The sequence below is a fragment of the Streptomyces incanus genome (assembly GCF_042656345.1).
GTDB lineage: Bacteria > Actinomycetota > Actinomycetes > Streptomycetales > Streptomycetaceae > Streptomyces > Streptomyces incanus.
The window spans coordinates 144,975-164,630 of sequence record NZ_JBHSPC010000164.1; the positions used below are offsets into that span (position 1 = coordinate 144,975).

Below are 19,656 nucleotides of genomic sequence, written 5' to 3' on the forward strand. Positions count from 1 at the left end.
TCGCCCCTTTGCCCTGCCCATCCGACTGCCCGGCCTGTCCGGCGGCCTACGCACCGCACCCCGGACGGACCGCGAGGCAACGCCACCGGCACCCGAATCAGGTCCCGAGCGGCCCCACATAAGCACCACCAGCCCAACCAGTAACACCGCCAACATTTACCAGCACCCCAGGTGGCCTGATTCACTCCGATATGGCTGGACGCTTTCGCCCGCCGTCTTTTAACGTCCATGGAGCGGGCGCAGAATTACCTCCCTGCGGGAGGTGCCCCGAGCGGGCTCCCGGACGAGAAACGAAGGCACCTGCGGGATATGTCCGCGTACTGCCATGCCCGCATGGGATACAGGCGCCCAGAGTCCGAAAGGTGGACACGTGAGAAGCAATGCCGTTTGGGTACGCGGCGTGACAGGCATTCAATTGCATCACGTCACGGATCTCCAGGACGCCGGACGGTTTCTGGGAAATGCCGCAATGGCTCTGCGGGCCGCCCATGTGCGGACAGACGACGACCGGTATTCCGACCTCGCAGCCGAGCTCAAGAAAACGCTGGCCATGGTGCGCCAGATGGAGAACGAGGCCCGGACGGGCATGCAGGAGCTGCACGCCGCCGACCCCGAGCGGTTCGCCCGCTGCCGGGAAGGCGAAGAGCCGTGGCCGGACGAGCTCCAGGCCGGCTTCATTCCGCGCCACACCTGCGGGGACGAGTGCCTCTACCACGACCGCGGGGTCCTTGAAGCGATCACGCAGTGCACATGCGGCCAGCCCCCGTGCCGCGCCTGCGCCATCGAGGGCACCCCCACCGGCTGACACCGGCCGGTTGACCGGGTGGCCCCTGAGCCATCAGGGGCCACCCGCTCTCGCGCTCACTGCCAGTAATCGTCCCAGTGCCCGCCATGACACCCCTGGTCCCCTACTTCAACGCGACGTAGTCACCGGTGGCCGAGACGTACACGACCGTGGTGCTGCCCGCGTGCGACCATCGCCAGCGGAATGCTCACCTCGTGGGACGTGTGCCACGGCGGTGTGCGGTGCCCTTGTCCGAGGCGACCTACATGGTCCGCGCCCCGCTCTTCCAGTAGTCGCACGGCGCGGCAGGAGCGCCGAACGCCGACCGCGCGGGTGCCGGGCCGGAGTTGTCACGGCGGGTGCCGGGGGCGGTGCGGGGGGTGGTGGGCCGGGGGCTCAGGGCGCCGTTCGCCGCTGGGCATGACAGGGTGTCGTCCGAGGACGAAGACGCCGCTGACCGCCGCGACCACTCCGGCCGCCTGCCAGGCCAGTGCGCCCGGTGTCGAGCGCAACTCGTCGTGGAGGAAGCCGATACCACAGGCGATGCCGCTCAGGGGCTCGGCTGCGCTCAGCGCGGGCAAGGACAGACGCAACGGCCCGGCCTCGAAGGCACTCTGCACCAACAGCAAACCCACCACCGCCAGCGCCACGACAGCCCAAGGCTCCCACGACACGAGCAGTCCGGTGATTCCCTTGTCACCGATGATGCCGCCGGAGACCCGGGTGAGCGCGTCTTGGAGGCCATAGAGGGTGCCGGCCGCGGCGGCCAGGAGGGGCGGCCGGTACAGCAGGCGCAAGTGCTGGGCGAAGGCGACGAGGATCCCGGCCAGCCCCAGCACGCAGCCGATCACGAGCCAGTGCCGCAACATGCCGACCTGGCCTTGGCCGCTGTGCGGTTGCCCCGCCAGGATGACAGCCGCCACTCCGCCGCTGAGAGCGAGTGCTCCCAACCACCCGGACCAGCCCAGCGGCTGGTCGCCCATCCACCGGGCGAGTGCCATCGCGAAGAGCAGGTTCGTGGTGAGCAACGGCTCCACCTGGGCCAGGTTGCCGTGCGTCAGCGCGAGTGCCCCAAGGATCTGGCCCATGACCATGCAGCCGATGCCTGCCAGCCACAGCGGCCTCCGCACGAGGTCCAACAGCAGCCGGAACGACAGCATCAAGGACAGCGGTTCACGTTCGGCGGCATGCTGCTGGAGCACGAAGCCGAAGCCCAGCAGGCAGGCGGCGGGGAGGCTGTAGAGGTACACCATGGCGTTTCCATCCTCCTGCCCCGCCCAGGCGCGGACTTCAAGACGGTCCAAGCCCGGCTGGGACCGTTCCGGAAAGACACACGCGCGGCCTATCGCGGTGCGGACATGACCGCCAGGCCCAACCCACAACGGCACAGCTGAGCAGCGGGCGGTCATCCGGTCCGTTCGGTCCGGGCCAGGCCCAGCGGCGCCGGAGCCAGGACAGCTGCCCTGTCACGCAACATCGGCTACCACGCCCCATGGTGCGATGGGCCGGGCTCCGATCGCAGCAGCCCGTCCTGTGCAAAGAGACCGCCGTCGGGTCGTCTGCGTGGTCGAGGGGAAAGTTTGAAATCAGCCAATTCGGGCTACCCCTCGATGGTCGTTGCCTTCGTTGGAGGCGCGGATGCGCGAGGGTGAGCGGAGTGGTGAACGTGCGCTCGCGGGCGGTCCGCAGTCCCCGACGCCGTGCCGCCCATTATTCAGGAGGTCAGCTTGGGACGCGCCACGGCGGATCCGTACATGGCCTCGTCTTCTCCCCTGCCGGGCACTGTGCCCGGCACAGGCGTGGCGCTCGTGACGGGTGCCTCCTCGGGGATCGGAGCGGCTGTCGCGCGGGCCCTGGCGAAGGAGCGGTGGGCGCTGCTGGTCTCCGGACGTGACCGCGCCCGGCTGGACATGATGGCGCGCGAGACGTCCGGTGTCGCGATCCCCTGCGACCTGGCCGACACCGACGGTGCCCGACGGCTGGTCGACCGTGCCCTTCGGCAGGTGCCGGCCATCGATCTGCTCGTCGCCGGGGCCGGAGTGGGCTGGGCCGGGCCGTTCATCTCGATGCCCGTCAGCAAGGTGGACCGGGTGCTCACCGTGGATCTGGCCTCGGTGGTGCATCTGGTCCGGCAGGTCCTGCCGCACATGGTGGCGCGGCGCCGGGGCCACCTGGTGCTGATCGGCTCGATCGCGGGGTGCGTCGGTGTACGGGAAGAAGCGGTGTATTCCGCGGCAAAAGCGGGACTCGGCGCCTTCGCCGACGCGCTCCGCTACGAGCTGCACGGCACCGGCGTGCGGCTGACCCACGTCGTGCCGGGGGCGGTGGACACCCCCTTCTTCACCCGGAGAGGCGTGCCCTACGCCCGCATGCGCCCGCGTCCGATCCCTCCCGAACGGGTGGCCGCAGCAGTCGTCGAGGCAGTGCGCCGGGATCGTCACGAGGTGTTCGTGCCCGGCTGGCTCCGCGTACCCGCAGCGGTTCGCGCCCTCGCGCCCACGTCGTACAGGCGACTGGCGGCTCGGTTCGGGTGAACGGCACGACAGCGAGCTGCGCCGGACCCACAGGCGGAGCGGGCCGGGTGCAAAGGGAGAAGAGCGGGCGGGATGGCGCCGATGTGGGCCGGTTGTTCACTACGGCCGCAGCCATCGCCCCGGCACTGGTCGCTGCGGCCCACATCGTGCCGGCCGGGACCTGGCTCTCCGGTCCGCGGCGGGCATGGCTGCCGACCCTGGCGGGCATTGGCAACAGCGACCACGTGGCGCTCACGTTCGACGACGGGCCTGATCCGTGCTCCACCCCCGTGTTCCTGGCCGCGCTGGAGGAGTTGGCGGTCCGTGCCACATTCTTCGTGCTCGGGGAGCAGGTACTGCGCCACCGGCGGCTGACCCACGACATCGTCCGGCGCGGTCACGAACTCGCGGTCCACGGCTGGACACACAATCGGCCCTGGTGGCCGGCGCCGGTCAGGGAGGCCCGGCAGCTGGCGCGGACAGCGCGTGCGGTGGCGGAGGTTTCCGGTGTCGCCCCCACCTGGTACCGGCCCCCGTACGGTGTCCTGACCGGCGACCGGCTGCTGGCCGCGCGCCACATCGGGCTGCGTCCGGTCCTGTGGACGGCCTGGGGCCGCGACTGGACCGCTCACGCCACTGCCGAGTCCGTGGTGGCGACCGTCCTGCGGGATCTGTGGGGCGGCGGCACGGTGGTACTGCACGACACTGATCGCCACGCGGCACCGGGCTGCTGGCATGCGGCGCTGGCCGCGCTGCCCAGTCTGGTGGACGCCTGCCGGGCAGCGGGTCTGACAGTTGGGCCGCTCGGCGAGCACGGCGTCGGGGGGCGATCGGCCCGTAGCGGCGGGGCGGGGCGGCAGGCGTAACAGGCCCATGGCCGGGCGCCGATGCCACCGTCCGGTGATCTGGCACGCGGTAGGGCCGCGGAGATCCGGTGGGCAGTCAGGCCGCTACCTGCGGACGCGGCCGTTGGGCCGTCAGCGTCTTCGGGCGGCCAGCCGTTCCAGGTGAGGTACAACGTCGCTCTGGAACAGGGGACGCTCGGCGGCGAGCCGACGGCCGGGTACCGGACCGCCCCGGGCGAGGCGGTCCAAGCACTGCACCAGCTGCCATGGGTCCGCCGCGTGCTCCGTCAAACCGAGCGCCGCCATCCGCCGTACACCCTCCGCGCCGTGACCGGGAATCGGACGGTACCCGACAACCGGGACGCCGACGGCGAGCGCCTCGAGCGCCGTCTGTCCCGCGGCGTTGTCGACCAGTGCCGCGCACGCCGCGATCAGGCCCGGCATATCGTCCACCCAGCCCATGGCGAGCGTCCCCGGCACCTTGGACAGCAGGCGGCGCAGCCGCTCGTTGCGCCCGCACAGGGCGACCGGCAGGTAGCCAGCACCGGACAGCAGCCGGGCCGTCGCGTCGAGCCGGTATCCGACCCCCCACGCACCCGCGGAGAGCAGCACGGGCGGGCGCCCGTCGCCGGAGGTAAGCCGCTGCCGCCAGTACGCCTCGCCGGCCGGGTGCGGGCGGAAGCGGTCCGGCAGCAGCGCACCGCACGCGGCGGCGGGGCGTCCCAGACGGCACCGCACCTCCCGGGCGATCTCCGGGGTGAGGCACAGGGTGAGGTTGTTCCCCCGGTGCAGCCACTGCCGGTGGACGGCGAAGTCCGTGATGACCACCGCGCTGGGCACCGTGAGCCGCCCATGGGCCCGCATCCGGCCGGTCAGCTGGGCGGCGAGGTGGAAGACTGCGACGACCGCGTCGGCGCCCTCGTTCGCCACTTTCGCTCGCAACCGGCCCTCGGCCAGCGCCGCGAGCGGCGCACTGCCCGGCCGTGGACCACCACCGGCGCGGAAGAAGGCGGCGTAGATGCCCGCGTACAGCAGGGGGACATGCCGGATCGCCGAGCGGTAGAAGCTGCGCAGCCCGGTCCCGATGCCGACAGGCAGCATCTCCAGCACGTCCGTGTGCACCGCCTCGTGTCCGGCGCCACGCAGGCGCCGGGCCAGCTCACCGGCCACCATGTCGTGGCCCGACCCCATGCTCGCGCTGATCACCAGCAGCCGGCTCACGGCAGGAGCCGCACCGGCACAGCGGCGGCACCGCGACCGGACACGAGCGCGTGCAGGGCTGGGTAAGGAACCGTGAGATATGGGCACATATGAGGCATGATTGCGTCGAATCGACCAGTGAGCAACAGGTATTCGTCGCACAGGGCGACACAGGCGCCGACCCGTATCCACTGTGGGCCGTAGCCGACGCGGAAGGTTTTGTCCGCGCATACGGCGGATACGTCTCTGTTCACCCGATCCGTCTCCGCCTGCCGCCACTCGCCCACGGAGTGCTTAATGGCCGTCGGCCGGATCCTCCTGAATGACCACGCATCCGCATGAACGCGCTGACCGTCACCATGGCTCTGCTCTCCGCGCTGTCCAACGCGGCGGCGTCCGTCCTGCAGCGCCGGGCTGCCGTCGAGCCGGACGAGGTCACCGGCCGCGGCGCCAAAGCGGTGGCGGTCCGCCTGGCGGGCCTCCTGAGCCGTCCCTACTGGTGGGCCGGAGCGGCGGCCATGATGCTTTCCGCGGTCTTCCAGGTGATCGCCCTGGACGCCGGACAACTGGCGGTGGTCCAGCCCCTGCTGGCCAGCGAACTGCTGTTCGCCCTGCTCATCGGGTCGGCGGTGTTCCGCCGCCGACCCGGCGCCGGGACGTGGCGATCCTTCGTGATGCTCGCCGGCGGGCTGGCAGTCTTCCTGCTCAGCGCGTCGCCGTCACCCGGCGGCGAACGGGCCGGCGACTGGCTCTGGCTCGCCGTCGGCGGCGGGCTGGCGGGCTGTGTCGCCGTCCTGCTGGCCGCCGCCCTGCGTCTGCGCGGCCCCCTGCAGGCCGCCACGCTCGGCACCGCGACCGCCGCCTGCTTCGCGGTCACCGCCGCGCTCATCAAGGAAGTGACCGCACGATTCCCGGAAGGGCCCACCGCGGTCCTCACCACCTGGCACACCTACGCCGGCGCCGCCACCGGCCTGCTGAGCGTGCTGCTGCTCCAGTGGACACTGCAAGCGGGCACCCTGGCCGCCTCGCAGCCGGCCCTGACCTTGGGAGACGCTCTGATCAGCGTTGCCCTCGGCGGCCTGCTGTTCGGTGAGAGCATCGCGCTGGGCTGGCACCTGCTGCCCGAGGCCGCGGGCGTCGGCCTCATGGCCACGGGAATCGTCGGCCTCATCCAATCGCCCGTGGTGGCCGCAGGTGGCAGCTGGGACAAGGCGGAACCGGAAGCCCCAGGGGTCCACCGTGATACGTGAGCCGCGACCTGGGACAACTCGCCGATCCCCTCACCCGTAACGGCCGACCACCCGGGCACCATGGCGCTGCACCGCCTCGTCAACCCGTCGCCGGAAAGAGGCACGGAAACCGTTCGCCGGACAGGCGGGCGCTCTGCTTGGCTCGGCCCATGAGCGATCTCCACATCCGCCACGCCACTCTCCCGGACATCGACACCGTGTTGCAGTTCTGGCGCGAAGCCGCGGAAGGAACGAGCATCAGCGACGACCACGACGGAATGGCCCGACTCATCACACGAGACCCCGAAGCCCTGCTCCTCGCCGAGCGCGACAGCGTCCTCACCGGAACCGTGATAGCCGGCTTCGACGGATGGCGATGCTCCGCCTACCGACTCGCCGTACACCCCGACCACCGCCGGCAGGGCATCGCCACCGCCCTGCTGGAAGCGGCCGAACAACGATTTCTCGCCCTGGGCGGGCGCCGGGGCGACGCCATGGTCCTGGAGGCCAACGAACGGGCACACCACACCTGGGCCGCGGCTGGCTACCATCGCGAGGACCACTGGCGACGCTGGGTCAAGCCGCTGTAAGCACGGGCAGGACTCCACGGATGTTTGTGAGTCGCCAGGATCCGACGGCTGGCGCTGCCACCTGTACCGCCTCGCGGTGCACCCGGACCGCCACAGGCAGGGCATCGCCTCAGCGCTGCCGGCTGCCGCCGAGGAGCGGTTCGCGGGCCTCGGCGGGCGCCGCGCGGACGCCATGGTGCTGCGGCGCAACGAGACCGCGCACCGCGCGTGGGGCGCCGCCGGGTACGCGTCCGAGGAACACTGGCGACGCTGGGTCAAGCCGCTCCCGGACGGCAGGCCCCGAGCGTGCGGGCGGACGGTGGATGATCTCGCCGGACACCTTTGCTGGTCCTTTACTCTGGGAGGGTAACCCGGTCCTTCATGAAAGGTTGTGTGCGTCCGCCCATGGGCGAGCCCCCCAGTAGAACGCGACATCGAAGTACCCGACGTCGCCGCACACCGCATCGCATACTCGTTCACTTCCCGTCCGGTCGTGGGGCGGGTGTGGCCCGATGACCGAGGTACTCCTTCTCCTGGTGGCGATCCTGCTCTCCCTCGCGTGCGGCGCGTTCGTCGCGGCCGAGTTCTCCCTCACCACGGTCGAGCGGTCCGACCTCGAGCGGGCGGTGGAGCGCGGCGAGCGCGGTGCCCCCGGTGCGCTCAAGGCCGCACGGAACCTGACCTTCCAGCTCTCCGGTGCGCAGCTCGGCATCACGGTCACCAACCTGGTGGTCGGCATGCTCTCCGAGCCGTCGATCGCCGCGCTGCTCTCCGGCCCGCTGGAGAGCGTCGGGGTCTCCAAGTCGGTGGCGAGCTCCCTGGCACTGGTGCTCGGCACGGCACTGTCGACCGTCTTCCTGATGGTGGTCGGCGAACTGGTGCCCAAGAACTGGGCGATCTCGTCGCCGCTGGCCGTCGCCAAGAACGTGGGCAACGCGCAGCGCTGGTTCAGTGCCGCCTTCCGCCCCTTCATCTCTCACCTGAACAACACGGCCAACCGCATAGTGCGCCGCTTCGGTGTGGAGCCCGCGGAGGAGCTGGCCTCCGCGCGCGGCCCTCAGGAGCTGGCTGCGCTGGCCCGGCACTCCGCCAAGCAGGGCGCCCTGGAGGCCGATACGGCGGAGCTGTTCGTCCGCACCCTGAACCTCGCCGATCTCACCGCGGAGAACGTGATGACCCCGCGCGTCCAGGTCGTCGCACTGGAGGTCCAGGCAACCTGCGAGGACGTGGCAAACGCGACCCGGGCGACGGGCCTGTCCCGGTTCCCGGTGTACCGCGGCACCTTCGACTCGGTGGTCGGCACCGCGCACATCAAGGACGTACTGGCGGTGCCCGCCGAGCGCCGGACCCGGGTTCCCGTGTCGGAGATGATGCGCGAGCCGCTGCTGGTCCCGGAATCGCTCACCGTCGACCGGCTGCTGGACCGGCTCTCCGGCCGGCGCACCATGGCCGTGGTGATCGACGAGTACGGCGGTACGGCGGGCGTGGCCACGCTGGAGGACATCGTCGAGGAGGTCGTCGGAGAGGTCCGCGACGAGCACGACCCGCATGAGACCCCCGACCTGGCCCGGACGGGTTCGGACGAAGAGGGGCACGACCTGTTCTCGGCCGACGGTTCCGCGCGCGTGGACCAGCTCGCGCGGGTCGGCCTGCGCGCGCCGGACGGGCCGTACGAGACCCTGGCCGGGCTCGTGGCCACCGAGCTGGGCCGGATCCCCGCCGTCGGCGACACCCTGGAGGTCGTCGGCTGGCGGATGGAGGTGCTGGACGCGACCGGCCGCCGCGCGGCACGCGTGCTGCTGCACGCGCCGCTCGCCGACGCTCACTCGCAGGACGCGACGGCCGAAAGGCCGGGTGCCCATTCGACCGCCGAGCCAGACGGTGGGACGAACGACAAGAAGCACGGCACGACGCGTGAGAGGGGGGTCCGGCGATGATTGTCGTACAGCTGCTGATCGGCCTGGCGACGCTGGTCGTCAACGCCTTCTTCGTGGGTGCCGAGTTCGCGCTGATCTCGGTGCGCCGCAGCCAGATCGAGCCGCACGCCGAACAGGGCCACCGGCGCGCCAAGAACGTGCTGTGGGGCCTCGAGCACGTGTCCGCCCTGATGGCGGCCGCGCAACTCGGCATCACGCTGTGCACCCTGGTCCTCGGTGTGGTCGCGGAGCCGGCCATCGCGCATCTGCTGGAACCGGCGTTCCACTCGATGGGCGTGCCGGCCGGCGCGGGACACGCGGTGTCCTTCGTGATCGCCCTGTCGCTCGCGACGTATCTGCACATGTTGCTGGGCGAGATGGTGCCGAAGAACATCGCCCTCGCGGAACCCGTGCGCAGCGCGTTGCTGCTCGGTCCGCCCCTGGTGGCGCTGTCCCGGGCGCTGCGCCCGGTGATCTTCATGATCAACACCGTCGCCAACACGCTGCTGCGGCTGCTGCGGGTCGAGGTGCGCGACGAGGTCGTGGCGACCTTCTCCGATGCGGAGCTGGCACAGATGGTGAAGGACTCCGGCGAGGCGGGTCTGATCGACGACCGCGCGCAGGAGCGTCTGAACGACGTGCTGGAACTCGGCCGCCGGCCGGTGCAGGACGTGGTGCTGCCGCTGGAGAGCGTGGTCTACGCGCGCGTGGGCGTCACTCCCGAAGGGCTGGAGGAGCTCTCGGCCGAGTCCGGGTACTCCCGCTTCCCGGTGGTGGACGAGGGCCGGCGGATCGTCGGCTACCTGCACGTGAAGGACGCCCTCAACGCCTCACCGCGCGACATGCCGTTCCTGTTGCGGGACATGCGCTCCATCGCACGGGTGCGGGAGAGCACCCCGATGGACGACGTCCTCACCGCGATGCGCGGCAGCCGTACGCACCTGGCGGCCGTGCTCGGGGCGGACGGGCGGCTGGCGGGGCTGGTGACGATGGAGGACGTACTGCAGAAGCTGTTCGGCCAGCGGGCCTGAGCGATCCCCGACCGGGAGGACCGGCGGGCCCGGACGGGGCCGGAGCACAAGGGCCGACGGGTCTGGAGCAGAGAGGGAGCCGACCGACCAGCGGGTATGTGCACGGGATATCATCTCTGTCGCCATGCAGACGAACCCCACTCACACCAGCCTGGTCGCGGTCGGCGACTCCTTCACCGAGGGCATGTCGGACCTGCTGCCCGACGGCACGTACCGGGGGTGGGCCGACCTCCTCGCCTCGCGGATGGCGGCCGTCGCTCCCGGTTTCCGGTACGCCAATCTCGCGGTGCGCGGCAAGCTGATCCGGCAGATCGTCGACGAACAGGTGGACGCGGCGGCGGCCATGCGGGCCGACGTGGTCACCCTGGTCGGCGGGCTGAACGACACGCTGCGGCCCAAGTGCGACATGGTCATGGTGCGGGATCTGCTGACCGAGGCGGTGGAGCGGCTGGCCCCGCACTGCAAGCAACTGGTGCTGATGCGCAGCCCGGCCCGCCAGGGTCCCGTGCAGGAGCGGTTCCGGCCGCGCATGGAGGCGCTGTTCACCTGTGTCGACGAGCTGGCCGAACGGCACGGTGCGCTGGTCGTCGACCTGTACGGAGCACCCTCGCTCGGCGATCAGCGGCTGTGGGACGTGGACCGGCTGCATCTGACGGCCGACGGGCACCGCAGGGTCGCGGAGGCGGTGTGGCAGACACTGGGCTACCCGCCCGAGGACCCCGAGTGGCAGCTGCCCCCGGCGGCCACGCTGCCGCCGAACTGGTCGGCGCGCCGGGTCGCGGACGCCAGGTTCGCACGGCAGCACCTGCTCCCGTGGATCGGCCGCCGCCTCACCGGCCGCTCCTCGGGCGACGGTCTCCCGCCGAAGCGCCCCGAGCTGCTGCCGTACGCCGACCGGTGACACCGAGGGCGCCGAAGGGCTGAGGGCACCGGGGCGCTCGCCGTTCCCCGTGGTTCGTCCCGTGGTGCCCTCCGAATCACCCAGTGGCGCCGGCCTGCACGAATCGCCATTGAAATGCTCTCCTGAGCAGGCCGAGGCGATCGCGCGGCAGGTTCCCTCGTTCCCTGCGGCTTCCCCGGAGACCGTGGCCGTGTTCGCGCGCACCCTCTACGCCGCGTGGGAGGACCGGGGACGTACGTGCCCGCTGCCTCACCGCGCTGCGCTCACTGCTGCAGCCCGAGACCGGGCAGCCTGCCGTGAGGCTGGAGCCGCACCCCGCTCCCCCTGAACCGCTGCGGAGAGCCCCCTACCGGCCCGCTCGTCCGTCTTCCCCGTGGCGGATGAGCGGGGCCGTTTGCCGTGCCGGGGGCCTGGCCGCCGTCTCACGATCTCTCACACATTTCTCACAGCCTGTGCGGTCGACGGCGGCCGGTCTGCCTCTGACCTGGCCCCGGCCGCGGCTGAGGCCGGCACGCGACGCCCGTGACCGGTGGGTAAACTCCGTGCACGTGACTGCTGCGCCCGCCAAGCCCCGTATCCCGAACGTCCTCGCCGGACGCTACGCCTCCGCCGAGCTCGCCACGCTCTGGTCGCCCGAGCAGAAGGTGAGACTGGAGCGACAGCTCTGGCTCGCCGTGCTGCGGGCGCAGAAGGACCTCGGTGTCGAGGTGCCGGACGCGGCGCTCGCCGACTACGAGCGGGTCCTCGACCAGGTCGACCTGGCCTCCGTCGCGGAGCGCGAGAAGGTCACCCGGCACGACGTGAAGGCGCGGATCGAGGAGTTCAACGACCTCGCCGGGCACGAGCACGTGCATAAGGGGATGACCTCCCGGGACCTCACCGAGAACGTGGAGCAGCTGCAGATCCGGCTGTCGCTGGAGCTGGTGCGCGACCGTACGGTGGCGGTGCTGGCCCGGCTCGGCAGGCTGGCCGGTGAGTACGGCGAGCTGGTCATGGCCGGCCGCTCGCACAATGTGGCGGCCCAGGCCACCACTCTCGGCAAGCGCTTCGCCACCGCCGCCGACGAGCTTCTCGTCGCGTACGGCCGGCTGGAGGAGTTGCTGGGCCGCTATCCGCTGCGGGGCATCAAGGGCCCGGTCGGTACGGCGCAGGACATGCTGGATCTGCTGGGCGGCGATGCGGACCGGCTCGCGGAGCTGGAGCGGCGGATCGCCGGGCACCTGGGTTTCGCCGAGGCGTTCACCTCGGTCGGCCAGGTCTACCCACGGTCGCTGGACTACGAGGTGGTGACCGCGCTGGTGCAGCTGGCGGCGGCGCCGTCGTCGCTGGCGAAGACGGTCCGGCTGATGGCCGGACACGAGCTGGTCACCGAGGGCTTCAAGCCCGGCCAGGTCGGCTCGTCCGCGATGCCGCACAAGATGAACACCCGTTCCTGCGAGCGCGTCAACGGCCTGATGGTGATCCTGCGCGGCTACGCCTCGATGACCGGGGAGCTGGCGGGCGACCAGTGGAACGAGGGCGACGTGTCCTGCTCGGTCGTGCGCCGGGTGGCGCTGCCGGACGCGTTCTTCGCGCTCGATGGTCTGCTGGAGACGTTCCTGACGGTGCTCGACGAGTTCGGCGCGTTCCCGGCGGTCGTCGCCCGGGAGCTGGACCGCTATCTGCCGTTCCTGGCCACCACCAAGGTGCTGATGGGTGCGGTGCGCGCGGGTGTCGGCCGTGAGGTCGCGCACGAGGCGATCAAGGAGAACGCCGTCGCCACGGCCCTCGCGATGCGTGAGCAGGGCGCCGAGCGCAACGACCTGCTCGACAAGCTCGCGGCCGACGAGCGGATCCCCCTCGACAGGTCCGCACTGGACGCGCTGATGGCGGACAAGCTGTCGTTCACGGGTGCCGCGAGTGCCCAGGTCGCGGCTGTCGTGGGACGTGTCGACGAAATCGTCAAGCAGCACCCGGAAGCCGCCGCTTACGCTCCCGGGGCGATTCTCTGACCTGCTCGGCCGGGATGTGCGCGGCCCCGTCCTCAGGACCCTCCACGGGTCCTGAGGACGGGGCCGCGCGCCACGACGGGGTCAGATCATGTCCTGGCCGTTGCGGCGGGCGTCGAGCCATTCGAGGAAGAACCCACGGCTGATCACGAACAGGACGATGGCCACGATGACGGGCCACATCAGGACGTAGACGCTCAGGGCGACGGTCACTGTGCCTCCTCTTGTCTCACTTGGTGTGTGCGGCGGGCTCGAGGGCGTCCGCGTCCGGGGCGTCTCCGGGGCCCTGGGCCTGGCCGGGGACAGTGGACGCTTCCCCCTGCCCGTCGGCGGCCGCCGCGGCGGCGTCCCCGTCGTCGAAGTTTCCGGTGCGTTCCGCGATGAGGGAGAAGTCGAAGCCTTCTTCCCGCCGTACGGACATGGCCCAGCAGATGACGGTGCTCACCGAGTAGGCGACGAGCGAACCGCACAGCGTCGCGTACTCGTGCAGGGATCCGAGCGCGAACGGTGCGGAGACCAGCACGGCCAGCACACCGACGGTCTTCGCCGCCTTGGCGCCCAGGAAGCCGAAGACCATCAGGCCGAGGACGACACCGATACCGAGGACCGCCAGCACGTCCACGACGATGCCGAAGGCGCCGTCCACGGGGATCCAGCTGAAGCGCACGGGCAGGAACACCGCGAGCGCCGCGATCACCGAGGTGGTGAACGCCTTGTTCGTGACCTTCTCCCAGTAGAAGCTGGCCAGCACCGGGAAGACGAGCGCGCCCCACAGCGCGCCGACGAAGACCAGCAGGTCGAGGATGCTGAGCTGAAGGCCGGCGAAGGTGACGGCCAGCGCGGTGGCCACCACCATGGTGCTCCGGCCGACCAGCAGCATCGTCTTCGGGTTGGCCTTCTCCTTGCCGACACCCTGGCCGTAGACGTCGGCCATCGTGATCGACGAGAGGGCGGCGAGGTCCGCACTGGAGCGGGCGCGGCTGACCGAGCGGGAGGCGGAGGTGCTGCGGCTGATGGCGCGGGGCCTGTCGAACGCGGAGATCGCCGGCCGGCTGGTGGTGGGAGTGGAGACGGTGAAGTCGCATGTGAGCGCAGTGCTGGCGAAGCTCGGGGCGCGTGACCGCACGCAGGCAGTGATCACGGCGTACGAGTCGGGGTTCGTGGCGCCCGGGTGAGGCGGGCCCGGCAGAGGCGGGCCACGTGACGGAAGGCGTGAGACGGATCGCGTGAGCGGTCGGGGCGGGATGCGGCGGGTTCCGGTCGTGGCCCGGGGTGGTCGTGCCCGGTGGTCGCCGGGGCCCGCCGCGCCGAGTACGATCCGCCCCACACGCGCACGAGCGGGGAGGACTGACGGTGAGTCGGCTGACCGGCGGGGATCCCTCGCTGTTGCGGAGGATCAACTCCGCGGTGGTACTGCACGCGCTGCGGGCCACGGACTGCGCAACGCTGACCGAGGTCACGAGGGTGACGGGGCTGTCCCGGCCCACCGTTGAGGGCGTCGTGGAGGGTCTGATCGAGGCGGGCCTCGTCGTGGAGAAGGCGGCCGAGGAGGGGGCGGCGCGGCGCCAGGGGCGGCCGGCCCGGAGGTTCCGCTTCCGGGCGGAGGCCGGGCATCTGCTGGGCCTGGAGATCGGGCCGCACCGGGTGGCGGCGCTGTTGGCCGACCTTGACGGCCGGGTGATCGGCGCCCAGGCCAAGGACATCGGGGAGACGGCCGATGCCGACGAGCGGCTGGAACGGCTGCGCACCGCCGTCGTCGAGCTGCTGCGCCGGGCCGGGGTGCCGCGCGACTCGCTGCGGGCCGTGGGCGTGGGGACGCCCGGGATCGTCGAGGCGGACGGCACCGTACGGCTGGGCACGGCGCTGCCCGGGTGGACGGGACTGGGTCTGGGCGAGCGGCTGAGCCGGTCCTTCACGTGTCCGGTACTGGTCGAGAACGACGCCAACGCGGCGGTCGTGGCCGAGCATTGGAAGGGCGCCGCCACCGGGACCGACGACGTGGTGTTCGTGCTGGCCGGGCTGAGTCCCGGCGCCGGTTCACTGATCGGGGGCCGGCTGCACCGGGGGTACGGCGGGGCGGCCGGCGAGATCGGCGCGCTGCACCTGCTGGGTCGCGAGGCGACCCCCGAGAAGCTGCTGTCCACCACGGACGAGCCGCTGCACCCGCTCGACGAGCAGGCGGTGGCCGAGGTCTTCGCCCGGGCCCGCGAGGGCGACAAACGGGCCCTCGCGGCCATGGACCGCTTCATTCAGCGGCTGGTCCACGACGTGGCGGCGCTGGTGCTGGCCCTCGACCCGGAACTCGTCGTGATCGGCGGCTGGGCGGCCGGACTGGACGGCGTACTGGAGCCGTTGCGGCGCGAACTGGCCCGCTACTGCCTGCGCCCGCCGAAGGTCGCCCTGTCCCGCCTCGGGGAGGCGGCGGTGGCGACGGGCGCGGTGCGGCTCGCCCTGGACCATGTGGAGGAGCAGCTCTTCGCGGTGGAGGGCACGGTGACGGCCCGCCGGTAGGCGGCACACCGCTCGCGCGGCACCACGCGTCTCCGCGTGCCTGGCCCCCGCGGCGGTCGGCGTGCCCCGCCGCCGGTCTGCTCAGCCCGCCCGCGGCGCACACTCCGCCGGCACCGCGCGTCCCGCTCGCAGCGGACGGCACCCGGAAGTGCCGGTGCTCAGGAGGCGCGGCGTTCGGGACCGTGGTGGATCTCCACGCCTCCGAAGTCGCCGAAGGTCAGCCGGCAGGTGTCCGCACGGTAGGTGGCGACGGACAGCGCGGCGACGCGGTCCCGGGCGATGAAGGAGGTGGTGACGACGAGGACGGGCGCGCCCGGCAGGCGGTCCAGCTCCTTGGCGTCGTCCGCGCGGGCCGAGCCGAGCTCCACCGCGTTCTCGTGCCGCTCCAGTTCCAGGTGCTGCAGCTCGCGCAGTACCGCACGCGCGCGGGCCGCCCCCGACGGGGCGTCGATGGCGGAGAGGTCGGGCACCGAGGAAGCGGGAATGTACAGCAGTTCGGCGGCAACGGGCCGGCCCTGCGAGACCCGGGACCGCCGTACGGTGTGCACGGGCTCCTCCCGGCCGGTCACCAGGGTCTTGGCGACGGTCGCGGGGGGCGCTTCGAGTGTGCAGTCCACGGTCTGCCAGGCGTCGTCGGGTCCGCCGGGCCAGGTGTGCTGCGCCGTACCCACGGACACGCCCATGCGCGGCGGGGCCACCGTGGTGCCGACGCCCCGGCGCCGCTGCAGCCTGCCGTCCAGCTCCAGCTGCTCCAGTGCCTGGCGGAGCGTGGCACGGGCGACGCCGAAGCGGGCAGCCAGATCGCGCTCGTTGGGCAGGATCTCGCCCACCGAGAACTCCGAGTCCAGGGCCTCGCTGAGCACGGTCCTGAGATGCCAGTACTTCGGTTCCGGCACCGTTTCCAACTGCGTGGTCCCCACCCTGTCCTCCGCGATCGTCGGGTCCGGTGGCGTTTTAGCGCCCTTGTTTATTAAAGGTTGTTTCACTTCTCTGCGACCATAGGACGGCCCTCACCCTTGGTCAATACCAATCGGACATGACGACGGGGCCCGCGCCGGACGGCGCGGGCCCCGTGTGCGGGCGGACAATCCCTATTGGGCAGCCCTCAGCGAGCGCAACTTGTCGGGGTTGCGGATGACGTAGACCGTCTGGACCCGCCCGTCGACGACGTCCAACTGGAAGACGGTGTCGGGCCTGCCGCCGGTGAGGACCAGTGCCGCCGGGCCGCCGTTGAGCTCCAGGAGACGGACCGAGGAGTCGGGGAAGCCCTTGCGGGTGACACCGACGAGGAAGCGGCCCACCTTGTCGGCGCTCTCCAGGACGCGCAGCGGGGCGCGCGACTTGCCGCCGCTGTCGCCGACGAGCCGTACGTCGGGGGCGAGCAGCTTCATGAGCCCTTCCAGATCACCGCCGGCCGCCGCCGCCAGGAACCGCTCGGTCAGATCGCGGCGCTGGGCGGGGTCGACGTCGTAGCGCGGGCGGCGCCCCTCGACGTGCTTGCGGGCCCGCGCGGCGAGCTGGCGCACCGCCGGTTCACCGCGGTCGAGCAGGGCGGCGATGTCGGAGTAGGGGTAGCCGAACGCCTCCCGCAGGACGAACACCGCGCGCTCCAACGGGGACAGCGACTCCATGACGACCAGGACGGCGAGCGAGACCGAGTCGGTGAGAACCACCTGCTCGGCGGTGTCCGGGGTGGTGTCGCCGAAGTCGGTGAGGTAGGGCTCGGGCAGCCACGGGCCGACGTACGTCTCGCCCCGTGCCTTGATCTGACGCAGCCGGTCGATGGCGAGGCGGGTGGTGACGCGTACCAGGTAGGCGCGCGGCTCGCGGACCTCGGACCGGTCGCCGCCCGCCCAGCGCAGCCACGCCTCCTGGACCACGTCCTCGGCGTCGGCCACCCGCCCCAGCATGCGGTAGGCCGCCCCCAGGAGGACGGGGCGGTGCTCCTCGAAGGCGTCGGTCACGGTGTCGGTGCTCACCCCTCCATCCCAGCCGACCCGTGCGGCCGTGTCCAGGCTGATTCGGTGCGTCGCGGAACAGGGCGCCGGAGCCGGAGCCCAAAAGCCGCGCCCCGGAAGCCGAGCCCTCCGCGACCGGCTGCTCGTCCCCCGTCAGGGGGTCCGCGCCAAGCGGACGATCCCCGGGGCACGGCTGATCCGGCTGCCCGGCTGCGGCCACGCCCCGATGAACGACGACCCCGCCCTGGTCGCCCGCGTCCTCCTCGACGGCAGCCGCTGAACGGGACCGCACGGACCGGCGCGATGCTGCGCGACGGGATGCGGCGCGAAGGAACTCGACCGAGTACGACGGGACACGGTCCGCGGTGCTGACGGCGCGTCGATTCCCGTAGCACTACGGCGAGTTGTTCACTTGAGGTTTGCGTGCGGGCCGTGCCGCCCGAGTACTTGTGGCAGCGCACACCGGCCGGATCTCCCGCTCTCTGGAGGCGCATTCATGTCACTCCGTTCGTTCCCCGGTCGCCGCGCCGTCCTGCGCGGCTCGCTCGCGGCCTCGGCGGCCCTGGCCCTGCCCACCGCCGTCGGGTCGGCACCCGCCTTCGCCCGGTCCGGGCGCCCGGAGGCGAAGTGGGGTGTGCAGACGGGCGACGTGACGCGCGACTCCGGGCTGGTATGGGTGCGCTCCGACCGCCCGGCCCGGATGATCGTCGAGACGTCGGCGACCGAGTCGTTCCACCGCCCGCAGCGCCGGCACGGTCCGCTGCTCGGCCCCGGCACGGACTTCACGGGAACCACTCGGCTGCACGGGCTGCCGGCGGGTGAGCAGATCCACTACCGGGTGTGGCTCGCCGACCCGGACGACCCGCGCCGCTCGGGCGAGCCGGTCACCGGTACGTTCCGGACGGTGCCCGCGCGGCGGCGCGAGGGCGTGCGGTTCGTGTGGTCGGGCGACCTGGCGGGGCAGGGCTGGGGCATCAACCCCGACTTCGGCGGCTACCGGATCTTCGAGGCGATGGCCCGGACCGACCCCGACTTCTTCCTGTTCAGCGGCGACACCGTCTACGCCGACGGGCCGATCCCGGCGACCGCCGCGCTGCCGGACGGCACTGTCTGGCGGAACATCACCACGGAGGAGAAGTCCAAGGTCGCCGAGACCCTGGCCGAGTTCCGCGGCACCTTCCGGTACAACCTGCTCGACGAGCACTTCCGCCGGTTCAACGCCCAGGTGCCGTCGATCGTGCAGTGGGACGACCACGAGGTGCGCAACAACTGGTACCCGGGCCAGCGGATCGCGGACACGGACAGCCGGTACACGGAGAAGAGCGTCGATGTGCTGATGGCACGGGCGCGGCGTGCGTTCAGCGAGTACTTCCCGATGTCCACGCTGCGGCCGGGTGATCGCGAGGGCCGGGTCCACCGGGTGCTGCGACAGGGGCCGCTGCTGGACGTGTTCGTACTGGACATGCGGACGTACCGCAACGCCAACTCCGCCGGTGACCAGGCCGTGGACCCGCAAGGGATCCTCGGGCGTGAGCAGTTGGAGTGGCTCAAGCGGGAGCTGGCACGGTCGCGGGCGGTGTGGAAAGTGATCGCCGCGGACATGCCGCTCGGCCTGATCGTGTCCGACACCGGCGAGGGCGCCCAGCACGTCGAGGCGGTGGCCCAGGGCGATCCGGGCGCGCCGCTGGGGCGCGAGCTGCAGATCGCCGAGCTGCTCCGGTTCATCAAGCACCGTCGGATCACCGGCACGGTGTGGCTGACGGCCGACGTACACCACACCTCGGCCCAGCACTACCAGCCCGCGAGAGCCGCGTTCGGCGATTTCGAGCCGTTCTGGGAGTTCGTCTCCGGGCCGTTGAACGCGGGGGCCTTCCCGGCGAGCGCGCTCGACGGCACCTTCGGCCCGGAGCGGGTGTTCGTGAAGGCACCGACCGCGGCGAACGTCTCGCCCGCCGGCGGTTACCAGTTCTTCGGCGAGGTCGACATCGACGGCGACAGCGGAGAGTTGACCGTACGACTGCGGGAGCAGGACGGCACCGTGCTGTACACGAAGCGGTTGCGGCCGGGCCTGGTCGGCCAGTAGCCGGTCGGCGAACAAGCCCTCGACCGGCGAAGCGACAAAAGGATCATAGGTGCCATAAGAACTCTTTACTCGTCAGCCATAGCGCGTTAGCGATCACGAAACACACTTCCTTCACAGTGGCTGCATGA

Annotated in this window: 18 protein-coding genes and 2 pseudogenes; 14 read left to right on the forward strand and 6 right to left on the reverse strand. The window is 71.5% G+C overall.

The window, feature by feature from the left end; translation table 11 throughout:
- Nucleotides 1–370: 370 nt before the first annotated feature.
- The gene (locus ACFP2V_RS36880) at nucleotides 371–805 is read left to right on the forward strand and encodes a hypothetical protein (protein ID WP_381220472.1); all 435 of its coding nucleotides are present in this window, start codon (nucleotides 371–373) and stop codon (nucleotides 803–805) included.
- 329 nt (nucleotides 806–1,134) lie between these two features.
- Here the strand turns inward: ACFP2V_RS36880 and ACFP2V_RS36885 are convergent, their stop codons facing one another.
- Complete coding sequence (locus tag ACFP2V_RS36885) at nucleotides 1,135–2,037, reverse strand: DMT family transporter (RefSeq protein ID WP_381220475.1); 903 nt, start codon at nucleotides 2,035–2,037, stop codon at nucleotides 1,135–1,137.
- 501 nt (nucleotides 2,038–2,538) lie between these two features.
- Between ACFP2V_RS36885 and ACFP2V_RS36890 the strand changes: the two genes are divergently transcribed.
- Nucleotides 2,539–3,318, forward strand: coding sequence for an SDR family NAD(P)-dependent oxidoreductase (locus ACFP2V_RS36890; protein WP_381220592.1), 780 nt, complete (start codon nucleotides 2,539–2,541; stop codon nucleotides 3,316–3,318).
- Nucleotides 3,319–3,410: 92 nt separating this feature from the next.
- On the forward strand, nucleotides 3,411–4,163 hold the full coding sequence (locus ACFP2V_RS36895) for a polysaccharide deacetylase family protein (protein ID WP_381220478.1): 753 nt from the start codon (nucleotides 3,411–3,413) through the stop codon (nucleotides 4,161–4,163).
- A 111-nt stretch (nucleotides 4,164–4,274) separates the two neighbouring features.
- Here ACFP2V_RS36895 and ACFP2V_RS36900 read toward each other — a convergent pair whose 3' ends face one another.
- Nucleotides 4,275–5,333: an MGDG synthase family glycosyltransferase gene (locus tag ACFP2V_RS36900; protein WP_381220595.1), complete on the reverse strand. Its 1,059-nt coding sequence runs from the start codon at nucleotides 5,331–5,333 to the stop codon at nucleotides 4,275–4,277.
- A gap of 347 nt (nucleotides 5,334–5,680) precedes the next feature.
- On the opposite strand from ACFP2V_RS36900, the gene ACFP2V_RS36905 reads away from it, so the two are divergent.
- The 7 genes from ACFP2V_RS36905 (at nucleotide 5,681) to purB (ending at nucleotide 12,979) form a co-directional block, all read left to right on the forward strand.
- Entirely contained in the window at nucleotides 5,681–6,592 is a 912-nt protein-coding gene (locus tag ACFP2V_RS36905; protein WP_381220481.1) for a DMT family transporter, read from the forward strand.
- Nucleotides 6,593–6,741: 149 nt separating this feature from the next.
- The gene (locus ACFP2V_RS36910) at nucleotides 6,742–7,161 is read left to right on the forward strand and encodes a GNAT family N-acetyltransferase (RefSeq protein ID WP_381220484.1); all 420 of its coding nucleotides are present in this window, start codon (nucleotides 6,742–6,744) and stop codon (nucleotides 7,159–7,161) included.
- Entirely contained in the window at nucleotides 7,121–7,510 is a 390-nt protein-coding gene (locus tag ACFP2V_RS36915) for a GNAT family N-acetyltransferase (protein WP_381220598.1), read from the forward strand. The genes ACFP2V_RS36910 and ACFP2V_RS36915 overlap by 41 nt, the downstream gene beginning before the upstream one ends.
- Nucleotides 7,511–7,652: 142 nt before the next feature.
- Complete coding sequence (locus ACFP2V_RS36920; RefSeq protein WP_381220487.1) at nucleotides 7,653–9,077, forward strand: hemolysin family protein; 1,425 nt, start codon at nucleotides 7,653–7,655, stop codon at nucleotides 9,075–9,077.
- The gene (locus tag ACFP2V_RS36925; protein ID WP_381220490.1) at nucleotides 9,074–10,087 is read left to right on the forward strand and encodes a hemolysin family protein; all 1,014 of its coding nucleotides are present in this window, start codon (nucleotides 9,074–9,076) and stop codon (nucleotides 10,085–10,087) included. The genes ACFP2V_RS36920 and ACFP2V_RS36925 overlap by 4 nt, the downstream gene beginning before the upstream one ends.
- Nucleotides 10,088–10,211: 124 nt before the next feature.
- On the forward strand, nucleotides 10,212–10,988 hold the full coding sequence (locus ACFP2V_RS36930; protein WP_381220493.1) for an SGNH/GDSL hydrolase family protein: 777 nt from the start codon (nucleotides 10,212–10,214) through the stop codon (nucleotides 10,986–10,988).
- A gap of 548 nt (nucleotides 10,989–11,536) precedes the next feature.
- Entirely contained in the window at nucleotides 11,537–12,979 is a 1,443-nt protein-coding gene (purB, locus tag ACFP2V_RS36935; protein WP_381220496.1) for an adenylosuccinate lyase, read from the forward strand.
- 81 nt (nucleotides 12,980–13,060) lie between these two features.
- Here purB and ACFP2V_RS36940 read toward each other — a convergent pair whose 3' ends face one another.
- Nucleotides 13,061–13,189 carry a putative transporter small subunit gene (locus ACFP2V_RS36940; RefSeq protein WP_381220499.1) on the reverse strand — a complete coding sequence of 43 codons (129 nt, stop codon included), beginning with the start codon at nucleotides 13,187–13,189 and terminating at the stop codon, nucleotides 13,061–13,063.
- Between the two features lie 16 nt (nucleotides 13,190–13,205).
- The gene (locus ACFP2V_RS36945) at nucleotides 13,206–13,910 is read right to left on the reverse strand and encodes an SLC5/6 family protein (protein ID WP_381220502.1); all 705 of its coding nucleotides are present in this window, start codon (nucleotides 13,908–13,910) and stop codon (nucleotides 13,206–13,208) included.
- 13 nt (nucleotides 13,911–13,923) lie between these two features.
- Between ACFP2V_RS36945 and ACFP2V_RS36950 the strand changes: the two are divergent.
- A pseudogene (locus ACFP2V_RS36950) lies at nucleotides 13,924–14,151 on the forward strand (response regulator transcription factor); the annotation flags it as partial.
- 178 nt (nucleotides 14,152–14,329) lie between these two features.
- On the forward strand, nucleotides 14,330–15,487 hold the full coding sequence (locus ACFP2V_RS36955; RefSeq protein WP_381220505.1) for an ROK family transcriptional regulator: 1,158 nt from the start codon (nucleotides 14,330–14,332) through the stop codon (nucleotides 15,485–15,487).
- A gap of 158 nt (nucleotides 15,488–15,645) precedes the next feature.
- Here ACFP2V_RS36955 and ACFP2V_RS36960 read toward each other — a convergent pair whose 3' ends face one another.
- Both ACFP2V_RS36960 and ACFP2V_RS36965 read right to left on the reverse strand, forming a co-directional pair.
- Entirely contained in the window at nucleotides 15,646–16,407 is a 762-nt protein-coding gene (locus ACFP2V_RS36960; RefSeq protein WP_381220508.1) for a GntR family transcriptional regulator, read from the reverse strand.
- Between the two features lie 171 nt (nucleotides 16,408–16,578).
- Nucleotides 16,579–17,466 (reverse strand): RNA polymerase sigma-70 factor, encoded by an 888-nt coding sequence (locus ACFP2V_RS36965; RefSeq protein ID WP_381220511.1) that lies wholly within the window; start codon nucleotides 17,464–17,466, stop codon nucleotides 16,579–16,581.
- A gap of 109 nt (nucleotides 17,467–17,575) precedes the next feature.
- On the opposite strand from ACFP2V_RS36965, the pseudogene ACFP2V_RS36970 reads away from it, so the two are divergent.
- Together ACFP2V_RS36970 and ACFP2V_RS36975 are read left to right on the forward strand one after the other, a co-directional pair.
- A pseudogene (locus ACFP2V_RS36970) lies at nucleotides 17,576–17,725 on the forward strand (alpha/beta fold hydrolase); the annotation flags it as partial.
- 216 nt (nucleotides 17,726–17,941) lie between these two features.
- Nucleotides 17,942–19,528 (forward strand): alkaline phosphatase D family protein, encoded by a 1,587-nt coding sequence (locus ACFP2V_RS36975; RefSeq protein WP_381220514.1) that lies wholly within the window; start codon nucleotides 17,942–17,944, stop codon nucleotides 19,526–19,528.
- The last annotated feature ends 128 nt before the right edge of the window (nucleotides 19,529–19,656 follow it).